Below are 21,845 nucleotides of genomic sequence, written 5' to 3' on the forward strand. Positions count from 1 at the left end.
CTTATCTAATCCAGCTCAAAGCTCACATTAATCTTGACGCCATAGGCTTCAAAACTTTCTGCGCCGATACCATCGTAAAAACCATCAAGTCGCAGGCTCGTACCACTTTCAAAGAGGGCCGTAAAACCAGCCTCAGTTCTTGCCCGTAACTTATCCGTTTCTGAAGCGAAGCCCGTATTTATGTTTAATATATCTGTTCTGGTAAAATCCCAAATACCGCGTACGCTCAAATTAGGAATGAAACTAACTTTTTCATTGTACGCAAAAGTTTTACTGATTCTTGGTCCAAAAGTGGCCCGTCCCAATTTAACTTTTTGAGACCCGATCTCAATATCCAGAGAGTCGGTATAAGCTTGTTGATTTTCTTCAAAATAAATAACAGCCAGGCTCGGATAGATTTTCCAGGCATCAATATCGAAGTCTCCGGTAAATTGACCTTTTAGGAGCCATCTGTCTGTCTCGAATTCATCTGTGTAAGTGCGGAAGGGACTAATATCATTATCTGACTGTCCCCAAGCCCCGCGTCCGTCGAAGACCAGATTATCCGTTAATCGGGAGACAATATAGGGCCCGACCATCCAGCCTTGCCCCGAGACAGAAACATCTTCCCGATCATCTTCTTCATCTGCCCAATCATACTGACCCATAAATCCGAGAATTGTCTTTTCATTCAACCGGTAATCAATACCCGCAAAAGCAAGCGCCATGCTATTTTGGGCGGTTTCGGACTTGAGTCGGGAGAAGTTGACTTCTGTCCAAAGATTAATTCGAGCGGCGGCATCAGCCCCTACAATCTTGTAGAGATTTGCGTCTTCACCGCTTGCAGAAGCATTGAAGTTTACCTGCGCTCTGTTGTCATCTGCAGAGCCGGTTATTTTTCCTTCGGTTCTGCTATTTAAGAGTCTAAAGGCAAGGTCTGGATCATTGAGAGTAATTTGATCCGCCCGGCGAATCAGGAAGTTACTGATGGCGGCCATTGTCCGGGTACGCACAAAATCCTCATCAATAAATTCTGTGGTAGCTGTATCAGCCGCTGTGTTTCCGTTTCCGGCGCCATCCTGAGCCACATTCGCATTGATATCGATGGAAACTGTGCCCTGAATGAGAGGCGTAATGAGAACTGAATAGCTCTGTGCATTAAGGGAAATAAATTCGGAGGCTGATGCGTTATCAAGCGTTAAATCATTCGCCGTAAAGCCTGTGACAGCTTCACTAAAATTGACTTGAATTGTAAAGGGGCCTCTTACCTCTTCTGGCAAAGCCGCAATAGAAACCGATGGGCTAGTCGTATCAATGACAGTCGCAGCAACTGTTGTGGCTTCAATTGGATTGCCGGCCATGTCAGTCAAAACCCCGGCGGAAACAGTTATAGTCAGTCTACCTTCTCCTACTGGCGAAATCAAAGCCGTGTAAATTGATGGAGTCTCCATTGTTTCTTGTTTCGGTTCACCGGATTTAGCAGCCCCGTTCCCTCCACTTGTGTTTTGTAGGTTGGAAGCTGTTCCATTGGTTACGGTAATGTCCTCCAGAGTAAAGCCTATGACTTCTTCGCTAAAGTTGAAGGTGACTGTGAACGGTCCGTCGATAGTTTCCGGCACACCTGAAATGGTAAGAGTTGGAGGGGCGTTTTCCAAAACAATTATATCAACTTGATCCGTCTCTGAATCAACTTGACCATCATTCGCGACCAAGTTGAAAGTAAGAATAGTGGTTTCTTGCAAGTCAGGTGCGGTGAAGGATGGAGATATTGCCGTTGTGTCAGATAGAGTAACAATTGGGCCGGCTGACTGAGTCCATCTAAAGCTCAATTCATCTCCATCGGGATCTGATGAATTTTCAGCATTTAAGATAACGGTAGTTCCGTGGATAATATCAGATTGATCCGACCCGGCATTGGCAACGGGTGCTTTATTTACATTGGTTACAATTACATCGACTGTATCAGCAACAGAATCCACCGTGCCGTCATTGACGATGAGCGAGAAGGTCAGAGTCTCTGGAGTGTTGGAGTCTAGCGTTGGAGCAGTGAAGCTCGGCGAAACAGCTGAGGCGTCCGAGAGTGTAACATTTGTTCCGGCTGTCTGTGTCCAGCTATAGGTGAGTGTGTCGCCGTCAGGGTCGCTGGAGGCAGAGCCGTCAAGCGTGATGGATGTATTTTCAATGACAGCCGTTTGATCCGGCCCCGCATCCGCAAGAGGTGTGCCGTTTACATTGGCCACAGTCACCTCGACTGTGTCGGCCGCAGAGTCCACCGTGCCGTCATTGACGATGAGCGAGAAGGTCAGAGACTCGGGTGTGTTGGAGTCTAGCGTAGGAGCAGTGAAGCTCGGCGAAACAGCTGAGGCGTCCGAGAGTGTGACATTTGTTCCGGCTGTCTGTGTCCAGCTATAGGTCAGAGCATCTCCATCTGGGTCAAAAGAGCCACTTCCATTTAGAGTTACAGAAGATGTTTCAATGACGTCCGACTGATTTGGGCCCGCTTCTGCAATTGGCATTTCATTTACATTTGTAATTGTCACGCTGACTGCATCAGCAGCGGAGTCCAAAGTCCCGTCATTGACAATCAAAGAGAATGTCAAAGTTTCGGGCGCGCTACTATTAAGCGCGGGCGCAGTAAAGCTGGGTGAAACTGACGTGGCGTCGGAAAGTGCAACATTTGTACCTGAGGTTTGCGTCCAAATATATGTCAGAGTGTCGGCGTCGGAATCGGTCGATGCTGAACCATCAAGCGTGACAACTGTTTCTTCTGTGACATTAGTCTGGTCTGGCCCTGCGTCTGCGATGGGCGCAGAGTTTACATTGGTTATTGTGATGTCGACAGTATCCGCGAGAGAATCAACACTGCCATCATTAACGATAAGCGAAAATGTAAGCGTCTCAGACGTGTTTGAATTCAGCTCTGGTGCCGTAAAGGTCGGAGAGACGGCCGAGGCGTCAGAGAGTGTTACGCTCCTCCCTGACGTCTGACTCCAGGCATAAGTCAATATGTCAGCGTCAGGATCGGACGACGCAGAACCGTCCAGAGAAACGGTTGCCCCTTCTGAGACAGAAGGCTGATCCGGTCCGGCATTGGCGACAGGCATGACGTTCTGATTGGAAACTGTAATGTCAACCATGTCAGCGGTTGAGTTGGTCGTACCGTCATTGACGATAAGAGAGAACGTTAGAGTTTCCGAGGCGTTGGAGCTGAGAGCAGGAGCTGTGAAAGTAGGAGAAACAGCTGATGGATCTGAAAGAGTCACCGTGATGCCGTCCGTTTGAGCCCAAGCATAAGTCAGAGTATCACCATCAGCATCGGACGAGCCGCTTCCATCAAGAGTGATGGTGCTTCCTTCCGCTACAGCAGGTTGATCAGGACCAGCATCTGCAACGGGAGCGCTGTTCACATTGGTAATAATAATATCAACACTGTCCGCCGCGGAGTCGGCTGTTCCGTCATTAACAGTAAGGGAAAATGTCAAGGTTTCATCTGTGTTCGAACTCAAAGTCGGAGCTGTAAAAGTAGGTGAAACGGCACTAGCATCTGAGAGGGTTACGGCGGTTCCAGAGGTTTGGGTCCAGGCATATGTTAACGGAGTGCCGTCAGGGTCGGAAGAGCCCGAGCCGTCTAGCGTGACGACTGTAGCTTCGGCAATAGCCGTTTGGTCAGGACCGGCATTTGCTGTAGGAAGCCTGTTAACGATTGTATTTTCACTGGCACTATTATTTGCAGCTATTCCATCAGGAACGGCACTTGTGATAGAAACGTTGTTCGTCAATGTACCGCTCGTACCTGGGTCAATTGTCACGTTTATTGTAAAGGAAGCTGTGTTCCCTGACGCAATTGTGCCTAATGAACAAGTTGGAACGCCCGTAGGGTCTTCGGCACATCCTGATGTGGACACAAAAGTTACCCCTGCAGGTAAAGCTGTTGTCGCTACAACAGATGTTGCCGCGCTCGGACCAAGGTTTTCAATTTCTGCTGTATAGGTCAAACTACTGCCAACATTGGCCGGATCATTTCCATCAGTAAGCGTGATGGACAAATCGGCTGCGGCATTGACTGTCAAAGTGTCCGAAGCCGTACCGCTATTACCTGAGGAGGATGTCAAATTACCCGATACATTCGTGTAAGACGCAGGAGCTGAGGCAACTGTATCAACTGTAGCTGTACAGCTTGCGCCAGCGGCAACAGAGCCGCCTGAATAAGAAAAAACTCCAGAACCAGCGACAGCTGTAAGTGTTCCGCCTATACAGGTCGTACTGACATTTGGAGGCGTTGCAATGATGAGACCGGCGGGTAAATTATCCGTAAAGTCCAAAGACGTTGCGCTCAGAGCAGAGGCGCTATTGTCTATCGTAAAGGTCAGTGTGGAAGGAGTAGAAACACTGACCGGATTTGGAGCAAAAACTTTTGCAAAGCTGGGAGGCACTTCAATTTCGAGATTAGCTGTAGCGGGAGGCGAGATAACAGAAACGCCCGAAACAAGATTGGTAGTTGTGTTTGCATAACTCCCGGGGGAAGCAGAGCCGGGGATATCAATAATAACTGAAAAATTACAACTCTCCCCAACGCCCAGATTGCCGCCTGAGAAAGTCAAATTGCTTGTGCCAGAAATCTGTGAGCCTGTTCCGCAAATGTTGTTTGTAGGCAGACCAGAAGCGACCAACCCTGGGAGGGCCGCATTTAAATCATCTGTAAATCGTAGATTACTTAGCGCACCGCTACTCGTGTTAGTAATTGTGAATTCAAGAGAAGTTGTCCCACCAGGCCCTCCGGGAGCTGTAAAGGCTTTTGTGAATGTTGCCGAGCCAGCCGTAACAACGAGGTCCGCCGAGGCTGTATTTAAAGGAGCTGAAACGCCATTGACTGTTGCGAAGCCATTAGATGTTGTATTGGCGTAGGTGCCGGGCGTTGCTCCAGAAGGAACGCTGATGTCCACATTTATAGTACACACACTCGTCGCCGCCAAAGTGATGTTGGATATATTGATAAGGCTGGTCCCTGATATTGTCGCGTTACAGCTATTGGAATTCGTTGCTGAAAGCTGTGCGCCTGACAGCATTGCGTCCAAATCGTCTAGGAAATTGATGTTAGTGGCCGTCAACGTCCCTGAGTTCTCGATTGTGAATTCGAGGGTCGTTGTTTGACCAGGTTCAACTGAACCGTCTGGGAAGTCTTTAGATAAAATTACATTGGCTGTCGCAGACTCTATCGACAGGGCGTCGGACGCAGGGGGGACTGTAATCGCGTTTCCGCCATAATTGGCAGATAAATTACTGCTTGAACTGGCGTAGGTTCCGGGCGCTGCCCCACTAGGAACACTTACGAGTGTTTCTATTTCGCATGAGTTTCCTGCCATTAAACTGCCGCCGGAATAAGTTAGATTAGAGGTGCCGGATAAAGTTCCGCCGCAAGTGTTGGTTAATGCGCCACCGGATGCCGAAAGTCCTGAGAGGGTAGAGTTTAGATTGTCGCTAAAAAATGAAATCGTTGCATCTGATGAGCCAGTATTAGCGATTGTATATCGCAGGGTAACATCCTCACCAGGAGAAACCGGATCATCGGAAAACTCTTTTGAGAATTCTAAACCACTAACTACAAGGTCATTACTCGCACCTGTCGTGGAAAAAGATGTTCCGGAAGCCGACCCTGTCAAATTGCTTGTAGTATTCGTATATGTACCGGGATTGGCAGCGGCAGGAACTTGTGTGGAAACACTAAAATTACAACTCTCGCCCGAAGCAAGGCTGCCTCCAGAAAATGACAAATTGGTTGTCCCGGATATCATAGAGCCCGCTCCACAAACATTTGAGAGGGGGAGGCCTGTCGCTGTAAGGCCGGGTAAGACCGCATTTAAATCATCCGTAAAAGCCAGGCTTGTTAAAGTGGCTGTGGACTCTGACGGATTGGTAATTGTGAATTCCAAAGTTACGGCATCACCACTAGAAACCGGGTCATCTATAAATTCTTTTGTAAATAAAACTGATCCGCCATCCGTAACCTGGAGATTATCACTAGCTGTGGGACCAGAAAAATTTGATCCTCCTGACGCGCCCGATAAAGTGCCTGATGTGCTTGAATAAGTACCTCCCGGTACATCGTCAGGTATTGTTATGTCGACAGTAAATGTACAGAAAGTAGATGATGCAAGATTGCCACCGGATAGAGTAATAAAGCCTGGGTTTCCAAATCCTCCGGAGGTATTGGACCCCGAATTTAAATTAAGGCTCGAGCCGCTTCCGCAAACATCCGTTGTATTTCCTGCGAAAGTGATAGGTGCCGGTAAAAATGAGAATTCATCTCGAAAGGAGAGGTTCGTCAGAGCACTTCCCCCACTCGTATTTGAAATAGTATATTCCAAAGAGACTGTACTCCCTGTACCGACGGGATCATTCGTGAAGCTCTTTGTAAAACTTGGTAGATCCGCTTCTATCCGTAAATTATCCGCTGCCGGAGCTCCTGTAGACGGATTGCCTCCAATGCTTGCTGTAACCGAGCTGGTTGAATTTCGGTATGTACCAGTTGAAGCTCCTGAAGGGATTTGAAGCGTCGCGGAAAATGTACAAGAGGCTCCTGGTCCAAGAGATCCGCCTGCCAGAGTCAATACGTTTGTTCCAGATAGTGTAGAGCCAGCGCCACAAATATTTGAAGAGGGCATAGTTGTTGCAGTTAACCCACTCAACACTGCGTCGAGATCATCAGTAAAACTAATATTCGTGGCTTGCTGTGATCTATTTTGATTTCGAATGGTAAATTCAAGATCAACAGTTCCACCAGGCGTTGCCGGATCGGTTGTGAAGCTCTTAGTCAGCAAGAGAGGAGTGGTTGTGACATTAAGCGTTGCTGTTGCTGTACCTGCTCTTGTGAAATCTACAAGAAGATCATCAGAAGTAGTTGTCAGAGCGCCTACGGCTTGGCCAATGACATCAACAGTTACAGTGCAGCTTGCTCCGGCATCCAGAACCTGAAATCCACTAAAATTAGCTCCGTTGGCATCCAGAGTTATGGTGGTTCCGCCCTCAGGGGCGGTTAAAACTGTATCATTGAAATTACCAATACAGCTTGTGCTGGCATTGGACGGCGTAGCAATTTCGATGCCTGTGGCAAAACTTTCTGAAAAATCTAAATTTCCAATATTTTGAGTGTTGGCCGAATTATCAATGACATAAGTCAGCGTAGACGGAGATCCGAAGGAAACAGTTGAAGGGGAAAAAGATTTTGAAAAACCGGGAAGTGTCGCCACAACATTCAAATCTGCGTTTGCAGTTCCGCTGTTGCCAGTCGATGATGTCAAATCTCCAGATATATTTGTATAGGTTCCTGTTGCGTCAGTTGTTACATCAACACTGATAGTACAGCTGGATCCGGCTCCAAGGCTTCCTGCCGAATAGCTGATGCTTGTGCCTCCGGATGGTGCAGATAACACGCCGCCAGAGCAGGTTGTAACGGCATTCGCAGGTGTCGCTATGGTCATGGCTCCTGGCGTGGCAGGAAGGTTATCGGTAAAATTCAGGGAAGTTGCACTGGTTCCACCAGTAGAGTTATCAATTGTAAAGATTAATTTTGCAGTGCTATTCGGTCCCACTGTATTCGGGGAAAAGCTTTTGGAAAACCCGACTTGAGCAGAAGCGCTAGTTGCAATTCCTGATGCGGCGAGCAGGAGGGCGAAAAAAGTGAGAGATTTTCTAAAAAATTCCCATCCGAAATTACGCTTTGAATTCATCTTATTTGCCCCAATTGCATCCAACAGCCAAGAAACGCCGTCAGCCCTCATAAAAAAGATAGCTGTATCGTGACAAGTTTTTCAAAAAAAGCAAAGTTAAAATTACTCTTTTTTAACCTTCTCGGACTTGGGAGGTTAGAAGTTTATGCTAGGCCGTGAATAGCTTCCGGAGCGCCATAAAATTTTAAGCTTTCTTGTCGGCGAATATGTGAAGTGCAATATATGGCTGCACTTTGGCGGGCAAGCGAGTCCATATATTCAGTAGTCTGGTTTTCCGCACTAACCTGATAACTGGGCTTATATATTCATGTCTTTTAGCAAATTCCATATCTGTGGTTACACGGTCAAACAAACGATCCGTTATGGTTTTATCAGTTTTTATTTCTAGATTGTTTTCATGAGCAAATTTTATGATTTGCGAAATGCGAATGAAATTCAGAGTTTTCCATAACCCGACACAGGAGTATTTACGTTCAAATTTGTCTATTTTCTTCTTAAAAACTCTTTGCGTAATTTTTTTAGTGCCCAAGACAGGTAGTCCAAAATGAGACTCATAAGGAATGTCATAATTGGGACATAATATGATGGCGCGTCCTCCTGGGCGTAACAAGGAATGCGTTTTCAGCAATCCGGCTTTCCAGTCATTGAGATGCTCAAAAACATTGATAGACCAGATCAGATCAAACCCTGTTTCATCTTCAAAGTCCTCGAGCGGCATTCGACTTATTATCAAGTTATTATAAGAGGCCTCTTTGATCTTATTTAAAATGGTTTCGTTTATTGAGAATGTGTCTGAAGTTGGTTCTAGCGCAATAATTTCTTCGAGACTTTTACTCATTCGTGCCGCAAGCAAACCCGACCCGGCGCCGATTTCGAGCCCTCTTGATTGGTTGCCTGTAAATGGAGAAATTTCTGCCCATCCGAATAAGGCCTCTGATATCCATGTATTAAAAAATTGATCGCTTGGACAGTTCTTGGGTCGGAAAACTTCCATTTCGTCTGCCCATGTTCGATTCGTCACTAGGTTTACTGCCGCAAAGCGTTCTGGAGAACTTTTATAACGCGCTCTACTTGCTGAGACTTTAATTCTGTCCATAAAGGCAAGCGGATCAGATTTGCCGCGCTGTTATCTGTCACGGATAAGTTTCCGCTGGACCTCCCGAAACGTTTACCGGCCGGAGAGGAATGTAAAGGAACGTAGTGGAAAACGGCATAAATGCCTGCCATTTTGAGTTTTTCTAATACCTTCTTTCTGTCGTGCTCAGAAGAAAGAATAATATAATAAAGGTGGGCGTTATGTTGACAATATTCAGGGATGTGAGGCCGTTTTATCAGTCCCTTAGCTTCAAGAGGCTCTAAAGCTTGGTGATATAAACTCCAGAGAGCCATTCGTTTGGAATTTATAAAATCTATGGCTTCAAACTGAGCCGCGAGTATGGCGGCTGACAATTCTCCGAGTAAAAAAGAAGAACCTAGGGTTTGCCAAGTATATTTATCAACTTCCCCGTTTGCAAACTTAACCCTGTCCGTACCTTTATTATGAATCATATTAGCCAGAGAAATTCGGTCTGGATCACGGATTAATAGGGCACCGCCATGTCCGCAGCTCACATTTTTGGTTTCATGAAAACTCAAAGTTCCTATGTCTCCAAGACCTCCCAATGGATGTCGTTTGAAAGATGCACCTATGGAATGCGCGGCATCTTCTATGACAAGCAACTTATGCTTTCTGGCGATCGCCAAAATTTCATCCATTTCACAGGCGACCCCGCCATAATGAACGACACAAATGGCCCTGGTTTTAGGCGTGATTGCATCTTCAATGAGGTTTTCATCAATGTTCTGCGTAGCAGATTTTATATCAACAAAAACAGGAACACCGCCACGTAAGACCACAGAATTTGCCGTTGAAACGAAGGTAAATGACGGCATGATAACTTCATCGCCTGGTTTCAGGTCAATTAACAAAGCTGCCATGTCCAAGGCCCCTGAACAGGAATGGGTCAGCAAAGCTTTAGGGACATTATGAGTGTTTTCCAGCCACTTTTGACACTGTTTGGAAAACATCCCCTCCCCAGACAGTACGCCATTCCTGTAAGCGCGCTCTAAATTGTCAGTTTCTCCCCCTGACATAAATGGGCGATTAAAGGGAATAATTGGATTCATTTGATCGACACGACTTTCCGAGAGCCGCCATAGGTCGCGATAATCATTTCATCTGAATTATCAATAGAAGCCGTTTTCCCTGTAAAACGTCCAACAAGACTTGTAACAAGAAATTCCAGAGCATTTTTCTTAGCAAGATTGAGCCAGGAAGGAAGTTCATTTCTTCCTGCAGTCGAAATTGTTCTGTGCGGGACGCCTATCGTTCGGTCTAGATTACGAACCTCATGCCACCACATTGTCGGATTGAAAAGCAAATCGCCAGGCTCAAGCGTCACACTATATTTGTTGATTTTGGAAAACAGGGGAAATCTTTCCTTTTGTAATGCGTCATAATTATGAGAATCTAGTTCAGAGGTGTGTACATAGGATTCTCGATCGCGCCCATATGTCGGATACATTGCCATATAATTTTTGGGGCTCACAAATAACCACTTTTTACGTCCATGCGCCATAAAAAATATATTGTCGCCTCCTGCACAATGAAAGCTCGACCCCACCTTTGGCCCGCCGATAAAGACCTCTTTCCGGATAATTTCTCGTTTGAAGAATTTACTTATTTTGCCGGACGGAAAACTATCTGCCAACTCAGGGTGATCCAGAAAGAGCTGACTTGATCCAATGACGTAAGCAGGGTCATCTCTTTCCATTTTTTCAATTGTGTCACGGAGTGTCGTATATTGGACTGTGTGATATGTGAAATCTTTGTTGGGCTCAGCGTTTGGGTGGGTGGGAACGCGTGTCCCGCCATACTCGGACTTTAGAGAATCCCAGCTTAAAATAGAGGGATCACAAAAATTCCTTATGACGAAAGGCCTGATGTCTCGTCCGGCCGCTTTGAATGCGTCATAATCAAAATTTTCAACTGTAAACTCTGGAATATCTAGGGTTTCACCGTCCGGTAAATCTTGATATTTTTCATGCAGTTTGGAGAGACAGCGTCTTTCCCATTCTAAAAAAATGTTTTGGGTGTTCGCAAGATGTCGACAGATATATATGAATTTTATCCATATTGGGGCTGATATGAAGTTCTGATTTTCAATATCTTGAAACATGCCTTCCCCCAAAGGAACTTACTCATCCATCTCTATCTGCCGGATAAACCATGACGAGTTTCACTCGTCAGATAATACCCGAAAGAAAACCGACAGAAAGCCAAAATTGGATGTCTTTGAAATTTATAGTAAAAAGGAATTTCAAAGGTTGCGCCAGTTAATCCGGGGAAACTGTTAGAGTAAGCTCTTGCCAAAAACAATAGCATATTCGATAGTAAACCAAAGATAGGGGCGCCAAAGACAATGCGAAAAACGATCCATATTTCTGATAATATTGTGAGTTTTTGCGTATGCACTCCGAACTTTGTTTAGAGCATTGGCAGTAATCTGGATATGATAGAGATCAAAGACTGGGACAGTCATTTTTTCGGCTTTAAAGTTGCTGAATACAGACAAACAGATTTTGACGGGGAAGTACTGAAATCAGCTATAGATTCGGCGAAAGACGAAGAGGTCTGCCTCTTGGTTTATACGACCCCGGCTCACACTCAATTTCTGTGTGATGAAGTAACGGTTTTAGCTGATAGACGTCATATCTTTGAATTTGATCTGGAAGCCTCTGATTTAAAAAAGCTTGCAAGTGGGCCTGAGTCCATAGAAATTTATGAGAGTTCGGAGAGTAATGATAGGCTTGAAGCCTTGGCTATTATCGCGGGCGGGCATTCCCGATTTTTTACGGACCCTAATTTTCCAGAACAGGCGGCCATTGCGTTATATAAAATGTGGATGCGGGCCTCTCTGGCAAAAGATATGGCAGATGTTGTTTTCGTAACTCGCGACAAGGAAGGAGAAATCGCCGGAATTGGGGCGGGACGCATTGATGCTGATGGAATAGGCGTACCAACCTTAATGGCAGTAGATAAAAAAATGACGGGACAGGGACTGGGCCGAAGCTTCGTTCTGTCATGTATGTCCTGGTTGAAACAAAGAGGGGTGAAAACGGCCCGTATAACAACTCAGAGTAAGAACAAGCTTGCTTGCAATTGTTATAAAAGAATGGGGTGGCAGTTGGTTGACAGGCAGGATATTCACCATATCTGGTTAAAACCTCCGACAATTAAAGCCCAATATTTATGACTATGTTGATACTCGAAAAAACAATCGGGCCGCGGAGCTGCGTCGTTGAGGGAAAGCAATTATTTGCCTATCTACTTGTGGGGGTAATAAATACGGCGATTTGTCTTGGCACATATGGAGTGTTCATACTGGTATTCTTTACATCCTTCTGGGAAGCTAATTTTGCAGCCTTTATAACGAGCGTTACAATAGGTTATATACTCAATCGAAAGTTTGTATTTAAGAGAAGTAACAGAACAATGACATCAGAGTCGTGGCGTTACTTCGTGGTTATCAGCCTGCAATTTATTGTCGCGACTGCGTTTATTGGGATATTTGTTAGTTTGGGCGTTTCGGAAATATCTAGTTACTGCCTCACAATGCCATTTGTCGTTTTGATTTCCTTTTTGGTTCAAAAATATTGGACGTTCAAATCGTCTCCTTTAACTGATGATGCTTTAGGTTTCTTGTGATGGTGAAGCTCTCAGTTGTCTCGTCCTTTTATCAATCCCAAGACTATGTAGAGAATTTTATCTCTAGAGTACGCAAGCAAGCCAATCAGTTTGGGGGAGACTATGAAATCATCATAGTTAATGACGGATCGACTGATAACACTTTAAAAAAAACGTGTGAGCTAGCCGCCGAGCAGCAAGACATTACAATTATTAATTTATCCCGAAATTTTGGTCATCACAAAGCACTGATGAAAGGGCTGGCCTATTCTCGCGGAGACTTTGTCTTTGTACTTGATTCAGACTTGGAAGAAGATCCTGCCTGGCTCGGTGCATTTTACGAAAAGATGCAAAAGGAAGAAGCCGATGTCGTTTGCGCGGTGCAAGATATTCGAAAAGGAAAGTTCTTCGAAAGAGCGACGGGCGCCATATTTTATAAGCTATTCAATCGGGCATCCGACTTAAAAGTGGTTCCCAATGCGATGGTTGCTCGGCTTATGACGCGGCGCTTTGTTGACGTTCTGACGGGATATTCAGAGCAGGTGAGTTTCCTTCCGGGTCTATTTGCTTATTCCGGTTTCAAGCAAGTAACGCTTGTTAGAAAAAAAGGGGATAAGGGAAAAACGTCTTACAGCTTTCGAAACCGCGTTGAATTGGCCTTGGGTTCATTCATCAGATTTTCTGATTTTCCGCTAAGAGCTATTCTTTATTCTGGTGCAATAATCTCGTTCAGCTCCTTCTTTTCTGGTGTCTATCTCGCGTTAAAATCGGTGAGCCAAGGGAAGCAAGCTGACGATATATATGTAATTTTGACAGCTATTGGTGCCATCGGAGGGGTTATTCTACTGGCTCTAGGCGTAATAGGGTTTTATCTGCTTCAAGTTTTTCGTGAAGTCAAAAGGCGGCCGGACGTTATCGTTGAAAGCATTTATAAGAGCCAGACAAATTCTGATAGGGTTAATTAATGCGTTTGTAATCGCCGGATTTATTCATTTCATAAAGAAATACGGCGCCAGGCTCTGTAGTATTGAGTTCCCCTTCGGGTATAGTTTTATAGCATATACTCAAATAAGGAGCATTAGGGTTTTCAGATATATATCTATTGAAGCCTGTACTCCTAAAAGGCACATTAAATCCCTGCAAAGCCGGTGCCTGAGTCAATATGAGATAAATCCGGTCACTGGAGCTCCATAGTTCACTTTCTGCCCGTATGAAATTCGCGAATTGAGCTTGTTGTTTGCTCGCTTCCACAAAATCAGGGGTTTTGTTTGAATGACTTTCAATCGTGAAAACAGCCGCCAGAAAGATTGTAAAACAGGCAATCCGCTTTCCCAAAGCCAAATAGATTAATAGAAAAGTCATGCTGCCTAAAAAGATAAGCGGAGAAAAATAGTGCCAAGGGTGGGTATGGGTTAATAACGAATAAGGCCCAATTGCCAAGACGGCAGACACGCCTAAAAAAAGCGAAAGACTATATTCTATGGGCAGGGATAAAAGCCTGATGCGTTCTCTCATAAATTTTTTTATCAACCAAAAATGCAGACCTAAAATGAATATTATGAAGGTCCCGGCGATCCACAAGCTAGGCTGGCGCGTCAGTGTTCCAGTTGAAATGTTTGGAAAAAGATAACTTGAAACTGAACGATTAATAATTCTCAATCCATTTATAAACATTGAGAAAAAATCGTAATTGACCCGTCCTGGAATATCCTCATAGGGCGAACGCAGAGTTAAAATAGTCCATACTGTCTGAGCTACCAATATTACGCCGCATAGATAGAAAAGTCGTCTAAGGTTTGGTTTGGTGAATGACCTGGTATGATAAAAAATCCATATTAAGGCGGAGAGACAAAGCAGTGATCCTGTTCCCAACAGAGCAGCTGAGAGAGCAAATAAGCTGGTCATCGCCACGATTAGAGGCCCTGTTTGAGAGAAGGGCCTGTGGGGATCGATATAAGTGCCGCAAATTAGGCCGGCAGCAAAAATGATGAAAAAAGTTAAATAATAAGATCCACTCGTGAAAAGAACGAAGAATAGGGAAAAGGGGGTAAGTAATGAGAAAGTCCCCGCCAAGATACTAAAGATGCGATCCTTTGTGACCCTGTAGATCAGAAGCGAAAATAAAGCTGTGGCTACGGCGAAGAGTACCAGAAAAATCAGACGCAAAGTTACGATATCACCGGCCATAACGACGAGTGACCGGTAAACCGCTGTAACCAGATATCCGTCAAAATTTGTATTTTGAAAGGAGGAAAGGAATTTTGAGAGATCGTTGAATGGCCTATCATATAAGGCTCTTTCAAACATGAAGGCATCGTCCAAGATAAAACTATTGGAGAAAAGAACCTTCCATTTCAACCAAATCTCAACGATAATTAAAATGATTGCAGAACCAGCCATAACCAGAATCTCATCTGGCCAAGAAAGGATTTTTCTGAAGAATTTTACGTTTGGAGTTTTAATATGGCTTCAATGTTTTACCCTGAAAAAGACTTCCGATGGGAGAGCTTCTCTGAACCGAGAAGAGAATGTCGAAAAGTACTAAACCGCAGCGGCAAATTCATCCCTCTTATTTCTGTCTTCCGGAAATAGCGCCCCGGAGGATTCAGTCGAATGGGCGTGAAATGGTAGGGGGAGAGGGACTTGAACCCCCGACCAACCCGTTATGAGCGGGTGGCTCTAACCAACTGAGCTATCCCCCCATTTCACACTTGTCCATAGGGCGTCCGCTATAACGATAGAGAACCGTTGTGAAAAGCCTCTTTACTCAATCTGTCAGGACTTTTTGCACGGAGGCTTTCCACCCCGCCAAAACAGATTCTCGGGTTTTCGTATCCATGTCAGGTTCGAAATCAGTATCCAGCGTCCAGACATCTTTGATAGTTTCCAGAGACGGAAATAATCCGGCGCCGATAGCGGCGAGGGCGGCAGCGCCGAATGCGGTCGTCTCCAAAACTTTGGGCCGTTCCACCGGAATGTTCAGCACGCCCGCAAGATATTGCACCATCCAGTCATTGGCGACCATGCCGCCATCTACCCGAAGGATTTTTGGTTTGACCCCGTCCTGCGCCATGGCTTTGAACAAATCATAGGTCTGGTAACAAACGCTCTCAATCGTCGCGCGGACAATCTCGGCCCGGCCCGTATCGCGGGTCAGGCCAAATAACCCGCCGCGCGCGTCCGGATCCCAATGCGGCGCGCCCAACCCCGTAAAGGCCGGGACAAGATAGACCCCTTTATTGCTATCCAGGCTCCTGCAGAGCTTTTCCGTGTCTTTGGCGTGGTCAATGATTTTGACTTCATCACGAAGCCATTGAACGGCGGCCCCCGCGATAAATATGGAGCCCTCCAAGGCGTAGGTGACTTTCCCGTCGAGCCGATAGCAAATAGTGGACAGCAAGCGATTCTCTGACGTGACGCAGGTTTCCCCCGTATTCAGGATAACAAAACACCCTGTGCCATAGGTGGATTTTATATCGCCTTCTTCAAAACAGGCCTGCCCTATAGCGGCGGCCTGTTGATCGCCTGCGACACCCAAAATCGGAATGTCTTTGCCTAAAAGAGAACAGGTCCCGAAGTCATCGACGCAGTCTTTCACCTCTGGAAGGCCGGAGCGCGGCACGTCGAAAAGCTCTAACAGGGCCTCATCCCATTCCTGCGTATGGATATTGAATAAATTAGTCCGGCTGGCATTTGTAGCGTCTGTAGCGTGGGTTTTTCCTTCCGTCAGGCGCCAGATGAGGAAGCAATCCACAGTCCCAAAAGCAAGCTTCTCTGCTTTGGCGAGATCCCGCGCGCCGTCCACATTGTCCAATATCCAGGCGATCTTGCTTCCGCTGAAATAGGGATCATGGATGAGGCCGGATTTGGCGTTGAGCTCCTCGGCGGGCATTTTTTTTGCCATTTCACGACAGGCCGCCGCCGTTCGCCGATCCTGCCAGACAATGGCGTTATAAAGACAGTCCCCGGTTTCCTTATTCCAGACGAGGGTTGTCTCCCTTTGATTGGTGATGCCGATACCCGCAATGTCATGGTCATTTTCCTCGGCAAACTGCCAGGCTTTTTTTAGGGTTTTGAACACCGTATCCCAAATGGTTTCCGGATCATGCTCCACCCAACCGTCTTGAGGATAGATTTGCGGAAATTCTTCCTGCGCTGTGAATAGGATGCGTCCACGCGGAGAAAAGACAAGAGTCCGGGAAGACGTCGTGCCTTGGTCTATGGAGAGGATAACTGTGCTCATTGGGTAAGTGTAATGAGGCGAGGGGGCTCAGGTCAATTTATAAGACAAAGAACTCTATTCCTGTCATTCCGCGCGAAGACGCGGAAGGTCGAGAGTTTGTGAGAAATCTGGACGAAGGTTTTCAACCTCTCGGCCTTCCGCATCTGCGTCCTACGGACTTGTGCGGAATGACAGAATAAAAGTGATATAGCCACCCCGAGAAACTCCGCCTATACCGATTGTATGGATGGATGGCCGATACCTTTGGGGCAAACCCTTGTAACCTATTTGGCGTTCACGGCCATTATTATTGCGCGGTATTTCATCATTGTTGGCCCTATCCACTGGGCGCTGTGGAAACGCGCGCCGAGAAAGGCGCGCCGCCTGTCAAAACGAGAGCCGACCCGCGCGACGGTCCGCAATGAGATTCGGCTCTCGACGATCAGCGCCTTTATTTATGCGCTGCCCGCCGCCATCGTTCTAGAGATGTGGAAAGCCGGCGGGACGGCGCTCTATAGCGCCATGCCGGAAAGTGTCTTGGGGTGGAGCTATATCTTTGTCTCCGCCGCGATTTATCTCTTCGCGCAGGACACGTGGTTTTATTTCACCCACCGTCTGATGCACCATCGCAAATTATTTAAATACACGCATGAAGGCCATCACCGCTCTGTCCAGCCGACGCCCTGGGCAAGCTTTTCGTTCGACCCGATTGAGGCGGTCAGCGCAGCGTGGCTGCTTCCTGTGATGGCGCTGTTTATCCCGCTTCATGTGGGCGTTGCGCTCGCTCTGCTCATGGTGATGACGATCAACGCCGTGTTCAATCACGCAGGGTGGGAAGTCTATCCGGATAAATGGGTCAAAGGGTGGTGGGGCCGTCACATCATCACGGCCAGTCACCACAATCTGCATCACACAAAATTCAAAGGGAATTACGGATTATATTTCCGATTCTGGGATAAGGTCTGCGGGACGGATAAGGGGTTGGTTTAATCCGCCGCTTTATAAGCCACCAAATCCTTGCGGTTAATCATACGGCCCCAAAAGGCGTTGAAGGGATGCACGAGCTCCGTTGGACCTGCGGCGTTCTCGAGGGGAAGCCCCGCATTATGCCAGGCAAATACTCCTTCTTTCAGATTATAGACGTCTTTTGCGCCGGCTGCTTTTAATTCGGCTTGAACTTTTTCAGCTAAAATAGAAGACCGACGGCCAACCGAGCAGTAAAAGACGAGCGTTTTACCAGTCCAGTCCTGATCAAATTGCGCCATGAAATCCGAAGCGGACAGCTCGGGGTCGACGTGTTTGCTATTGATAATATGGCTGACATCAAATTCTTTTTTCTCCCGAACATCAAAGAATAAGGTGTCCTTGGTATCTAACTCTGCGGCCGACTTTACGCCGATGTGCCGAACAGTGCGGTGATCCTTCACGATAGACACATGCGCTTTGTGAAGCGCCTTATTCTCCTTTTCTTCGGCTACCGAAAATTCGGAAAAGGAGGACAGGAAGACGCCGAAGAATATCGATAGTGTAAATCTGAACATTATTCCGCCGCGTCGACTGCCTTTTTCAACTGCGCCATTTCATCCCGCAATCTCGCCGCTTCTTCAAATTCCAAGTTCTCGGCGGCTTCAAACATGCGTTTTTCGAGGTCGGCCATAACGGCGGTCATATTACCGCCCATATAGGCTTCCTGCTCGCCCTCGGCCGCTTCGAGATATTTCTTTTTAATCTGGCCACTCGGCGTGTATTTATTGGCGTCATCCTTGATTTTTCCGGCGGCTTCACTGTCACCGACTATATCGGCCACACCGCGAAGAACGGTTTTCGGAACAATTCCGTGTTTCTCATTATGAGCGACTTGGATGTCCCGACGGCGATCCGTCTCATTAATCGCCCGTTCCATAGAGCCGGTAATTTTATCCGCATAGAGGACGACCTTGGCTTCGCTGTTCCGCGCGGCCCGGCCAATGGTCTGGATAAGAGATGTCTCGGATCGAAGAAAGCCTTCCTTATCTGCATCCAAAATACCGACAAAGGCACATTCGGGAATGTCGAGCCCCTCGCGGAGGAGGTTGATACCGATGAGCACATCAAATTTGCCGAGGCGCAGATCGCGGATAATTTCGATCCGCTCAAGCGTATCCACATCGCTATGCATGTATCGGACGCGGATGCCCTGGTCGTTCATATATTCGGTCAGGTCTTCGGCCATTTTCTTGGTGAGGGTTGTGACCAGAGACCGATAACCGCGGGCGGCGACCTTCTGAACTTCATCAATCACGTCATCGACCTGATTGGCGCCGTCTTTGGCAACAGGGCGAATTTCAACGGGTGGATCAATCAATCCGGTGGGGCGAATAACCTGTTCGACAAACACGCCGCCTGTGCGTTCCATTTCCCAATCGCTTGGCGTGGCGGACACATGCACGGTCTGAGGGCGCATTGCGTCCCATTCTTCGAATTTCAGCGGGCGGTTATCGATACAGCTTGGCAGGCGGAAACCATGTTCGGCCAATGTGGATTTTCGGCTGAAGTCGCCCTTACTCATCGCGCCGATTTGCGGCACGGAGACATGGCTTTCATCCATGAACAATAGCGCGTCTTCGGGGAGATATTCAAATAATGTGGGCGGCGGCTCGCCCGGCGCGCGGCCTGTGAGATAACGGGAGTAGTTTTCAATGCCGTTGCAAAATCCGCTGGCCGCCATCATTTCCAGATCAAATTCGGTGCGCTGGGCAATACGCTGGGCTTCGAGTAATTTTCCCTCGGCCTCAAATCTCTTGAGCGTTTCGCCGAGTTCCTTCTTGATACCCTTCATCGCGCTTTGCACGGTCGGGCGGGGGGTCACATAATGCGAATTGGCATAAACACGGACATTGTTAATGTCGCGCTTGGTTTTCCCCGTCAGAGGATCAAACTCCATTATGGTGTCTATTTCGTCTCCGAAGAAGTCGAACCGCCAGGCCGTATCATCATAGTGAGCCGGGAAAAGTTCAATCGTATCGCCCCGAACGCGGAACGAGCCGCGCTGGAAGGCCAGATCATTGCGCTGATATTGCAGCTCGACAAATTGCGCCATGAGAGTGCGGGGATCCATTTCGTCGCCCTTTTTCAGATCCACTGTCATCGCTGTATAGGTCTCAACCGACCCAATACCGTAAATACAGGAGACCGAGGCGACGATGATACAGTCATCGCGTTCCAAAATGGCGCGGGTCGCGGCGTGGCGCATCCGGTCGATTTGTTCGTTTACGGAACTATCTTTCTCAATAAATGTGTCGGTGCGCGGGACATAGGCCTCGGGCTGATAGTAATCATAGTATGAGACGAAATATTCGACCGCATTATCCGGGAAAAAACTCTTAAATTCGGAATAAAGCTGGGCCGCAAGCGTTTTATTCGGCGCCATGATCAGGGCAGGGCGCTGGGTCGCCTCAATAATCTTGGCCATGGTGAAGGTTTTACCGGAGCCCGTGACGCCGAGCAGAACCTGATCCCGTTCTATCGAGTTCAACCCATCGCAGAGCTCTTCAATCGCTTTCGGTTGATCGCCCTTGGGTTCATACTCTGAGACAAGCCGAAACCGCTTCCCGCCTTCGGATTTATCCGGTCTGTCGGGACGGTGGGGCTGCCACATGGACAGATTTTGTTCCGGATGGAGCTGGGTGACATTCGCCATGGCTCCAATATGGCTATGGAGACAGCTTTGGCAAGGTGGCTATATGCGGCTCGGAGGTCAATAAATTTGAAATAGGACACAAAAAGAAAAATCCACACACCAATGCCAAGCGTAATATTGTAGAGTGTTTCAATTTGTCAGCTTGGATTTGTCATGACTTTGTCGATTGTGGAAGATAAGACTTCAGAACCACCAAAGGCAGAAGAGACTTACATGCCCACCCCCGGACCCGGCCAGAATTATGGCCGGACAGTTTCTAAAAAGAGTATCAGCGCTGCGCGCCGGGATGCACAGTGGCTGCATAATATTGCCGAAAGAAAAGACGCGAAAGCTCTTTCAGACCTGTTCGAAATTTATGGCCCCAAACTCAAAGGCTGGCTTATGGCCAGAGGCGTTGGAGACGGCACAGCTGAGGATATTGTTCAGGACATCATGATAAAGGTTTGGACGAAAGCCCATAAATTTGACCCTTCCAAAGCCAGTTTTGCGACTTGGGTTTACAGAATGACCCGAAATCGTTGGATAGATCACAAACGCAAACATGGGCGCATGGATGTTCGTGACCCTGAACTCATGAAGATTATCGCAGATGATGAAGTTCCGTCAGCGGAACAAAACTTCATGTCACAGGAAAATTCAGACATTTTAAGAGAACAAATTGCGCGTTTGTCTAAACCACAACAAACAGCCATCCGTATGGCCTATATGGAATTTAAGACACATAAAGAGATTGCGTCGGAAATCGGTATCCCGCTGGGTACTGTGAAAACACGTATCCGAAGCGCTATTCAACTTTTAAAATCGAATATGGCTCGACAGATAGGGAATATGCGATGAGCTTGCATTTGGAAAATGACGTGGTGACTTCCGAGGCATCCATTACGGATTATGCCTTGGGTAATCTCAGCCCCGCTAAACATATAATAATGGCTTGCCAAAGCGAGATCTCCGAAAAGGTTGCTGACGCAGTTTCTTTTCAGGAAGAAATTGCCACAACCTTTTTGGATGAAACAGAATCTGTTTCTTTATCACCTCACTTTTTGGGGGGCGTGTTGGAAAAGCTACCACAAGACGAGAGCGATGAAGACGCTCGGCCTTTTGGTCAGGGCTTGGCTCCGAAAACCCTGAGATCTGTTTTAGGGCATGGCCTGCAAGATATGAAATGGCGCTCCATGGTTCCGGGTGTCGCCGTTCATGACGTTCTGGGAAATCGCCGTTACGAAGAAGGCGAAAGGCTTTACCTTCTCAAAGCCAAGGGCGGGATGAAGATGCCGGAGCATTCTCATAAAGGGGATGAGTGGTCTCTGATCCTGACCGGGAGCTATACTATCGGGGATAAAACCTATCGCCGCGGGGACCTGCATATCGAAGACGACACAGTCACCCATGCCCCTCACATTGATGAAGGTGAAGACTGCATCTGTCTTGTGATGACAGAAGGTCCGCTGGTCATGAAAAGCTGGATCCCGAAAGTTGTGCAAAAGATTGTCGGGATCTGACGCGCTGAATGAA

Annotated in this window: 14 protein-coding genes and 1 tRNA gene; 6 read left to right on the forward strand and 9 right to left on the reverse strand. The window is 47.1% G+C overall.

The annotated features are described in order from the left end of the window. Window positions 1–5: 5 nt before the first annotated feature. The 4 genes from ACN0IC_RS10830 to ACN0IC_RS10845 all read right to left on the reverse strand — a co-directional run bounded on the left by ACN0IC_RS10830 (window position 6) and on the right by ACN0IC_RS10845 (window position 10,924). Entirely contained in the window at window positions 6–7,706 is a 7,701-nt protein-coding gene (locus tag ACN0IC_RS10830; RefSeq protein WP_416878794.1) for a PKD domain-containing protein, read from the reverse strand. Between the two features lie 184 nt (window positions 7,707–7,890). After that, entirely contained in the window at window positions 7,891–8,700 is an 810-nt protein-coding gene (locus ACN0IC_RS10835; protein ID WP_416878795.1) for a class I SAM-dependent methyltransferase, read from the reverse strand. 32 nt (window positions 8,701–8,732) lie between these two features. Beyond that, window positions 8,733–9,872, reverse strand: coding sequence for a dTDP-4-amino-4,6-dideoxygalactose transaminase (gene rffA, locus ACN0IC_RS10840; protein ID WP_416878796.1), 1,140 nt, complete (start codon window positions 9,870–9,872; stop codon window positions 8,733–8,735). Beyond that, window positions 9,869–10,924 (reverse strand): cupin-like domain-containing protein, encoded by a 1,056-nt coding sequence (locus ACN0IC_RS10845; protein WP_416878797.1) that lies wholly within the window; start codon window positions 10,922–10,924, stop codon window positions 9,869–9,871. The genes rffA and ACN0IC_RS10845 overlap by 4 nt, the downstream gene beginning before the upstream one ends. 333 nt (window positions 10,925–11,257) lie before the next feature. Between ACN0IC_RS10845 and ACN0IC_RS10850 the strand changes: the two genes are divergently transcribed. From ACN0IC_RS10850 to ACN0IC_RS10860, 3 genes are read left to right on the forward strand one after another with little or no spacing between them, the layout of a single operon-like run. Continuing rightward, window positions 11,258–12,001, forward strand: coding sequence for a GNAT family N-acetyltransferase (locus ACN0IC_RS10850; RefSeq protein ID WP_416878798.1), 744 nt, complete (start codon window positions 11,258–11,260; stop codon window positions 11,999–12,001). A 2-nt stretch (window positions 12,002–12,003) separates the two neighbouring features. Then, window positions 12,004–12,453: a GtrA family protein gene (locus ACN0IC_RS10855; RefSeq protein WP_416878799.1), complete on the forward strand. Its 450-nt coding sequence runs from the start codon at window positions 12,004–12,006 to the stop codon at window positions 12,451–12,453. Continuing rightward, on the forward strand, window positions 12,453–13,397 hold the full coding sequence (locus tag ACN0IC_RS10860; RefSeq protein WP_416878800.1) for a glycosyltransferase family 2 protein: 945 nt from the start codon (window positions 12,453–12,455) through the stop codon (window positions 13,395–13,397). Before ACN0IC_RS10855 ends, ACN0IC_RS10860 begins: the two co-directional genes overlap by 1 nt. On the opposite strand, the gene ACN0IC_RS10865 is transcribed toward ACN0IC_RS10860, so the two are convergent. From ACN0IC_RS10865 to glpK, 3 genes are all read right to left on the reverse strand, one after another. Continuing rightward, window positions 13,390–14,832: a hypothetical protein gene (locus tag ACN0IC_RS10865; RefSeq protein ID WP_416878801.1), complete on the reverse strand. Its 1,443-nt coding sequence runs from the start codon at window positions 14,830–14,832 to the stop codon at window positions 13,390–13,392. The genes ACN0IC_RS10860 and ACN0IC_RS10865 overlap by 8 nt on opposite strands. Before the next feature lie 225 nt (window positions 14,833–15,057). After that, window positions 15,058–15,134: transfer RNA gene (locus ACN0IC_RS10870), tRNA-Ile, on the reverse strand. A gap of 65 nt (window positions 15,135–15,199) precedes the next feature. After that, window positions 15,200–16,675: a glycerol kinase GlpK gene (gene glpK / locus ACN0IC_RS10875; RefSeq protein ID WP_416878802.1), complete on the reverse strand. Its 1,476-nt coding sequence runs from the start codon at window positions 16,673–16,675 to the stop codon at window positions 15,200–15,202. Window positions 16,676–16,897: 222 nt separating this feature from the next. On the opposite strand from glpK, the gene ACN0IC_RS10880 reads away from it, so the two are divergent. Further along, on the forward strand, window positions 16,898–17,644 hold the full coding sequence (locus ACN0IC_RS10880; protein WP_416878803.1) for a sterol desaturase family protein: 747 nt from the start codon (window positions 16,898–16,900) through the stop codon (window positions 17,642–17,644). Here the strand turns inward: ACN0IC_RS10880 and ACN0IC_RS10885 are convergent. Together ACN0IC_RS10885 and uvrB are read right to left on the reverse strand one after the other, a co-directional pair. Continuing rightward, window positions 17,641–18,195, reverse strand: a complete 555-nt coding sequence (locus tag ACN0IC_RS10885) for a rhodanese-like domain-containing protein (protein ID WP_416878804.1) — start codon at window positions 18,193–18,195, stop codon at window positions 17,641–17,643. The two genes, ACN0IC_RS10880 and ACN0IC_RS10885, sit on opposite strands and share 4 nt — an antisense overlap. After that, a complete protein-coding gene (gene uvrB / locus ACN0IC_RS10890; protein WP_416878805.1) occupies window positions 18,195–20,333 on the reverse strand; it encodes an excinuclease ABC subunit UvrB in 2,139 nt (712 codons plus the stop codon). The genes ACN0IC_RS10885 and uvrB overlap by 1 nt, the downstream gene beginning before the upstream one ends. A 153-nt stretch (window positions 20,334–20,486) precedes the next feature. On the opposite strand from uvrB, the gene ACN0IC_RS10895 reads away from it, so the two are divergent. Both ACN0IC_RS10895 and ACN0IC_RS10900 read left to right on the forward strand, forming a co-directional pair. Next, window positions 20,487–21,170, forward strand: coding sequence for an RNA polymerase sigma factor (locus ACN0IC_RS10895; protein ID WP_416878806.1), 684 nt, complete (start codon window positions 20,487–20,489; stop codon window positions 21,168–21,170). Beyond that, window positions 21,167–21,832 carry a ChrR family anti-sigma-E factor gene (locus ACN0IC_RS10900; protein WP_416878807.1) on the forward strand — a complete coding sequence of 222 codons (666 nt, stop codon included), beginning with the start codon at window positions 21,167–21,169 and terminating at the stop codon, window positions 21,830–21,832. Before ACN0IC_RS10895 ends, ACN0IC_RS10900 begins: the two co-directional genes overlap by 4 nt. Window positions 21,833–21,845: the final 13 nt, after the last annotated feature.

Origin of the sequence: Litorimonas sp. (genome assembly GCA_029936425.1) — a bacterium.
Lineage (GTDB): Bacteria > Pseudomonadota > Alphaproteobacteria > Caulobacterales > Maricaulaceae > Litorimonas.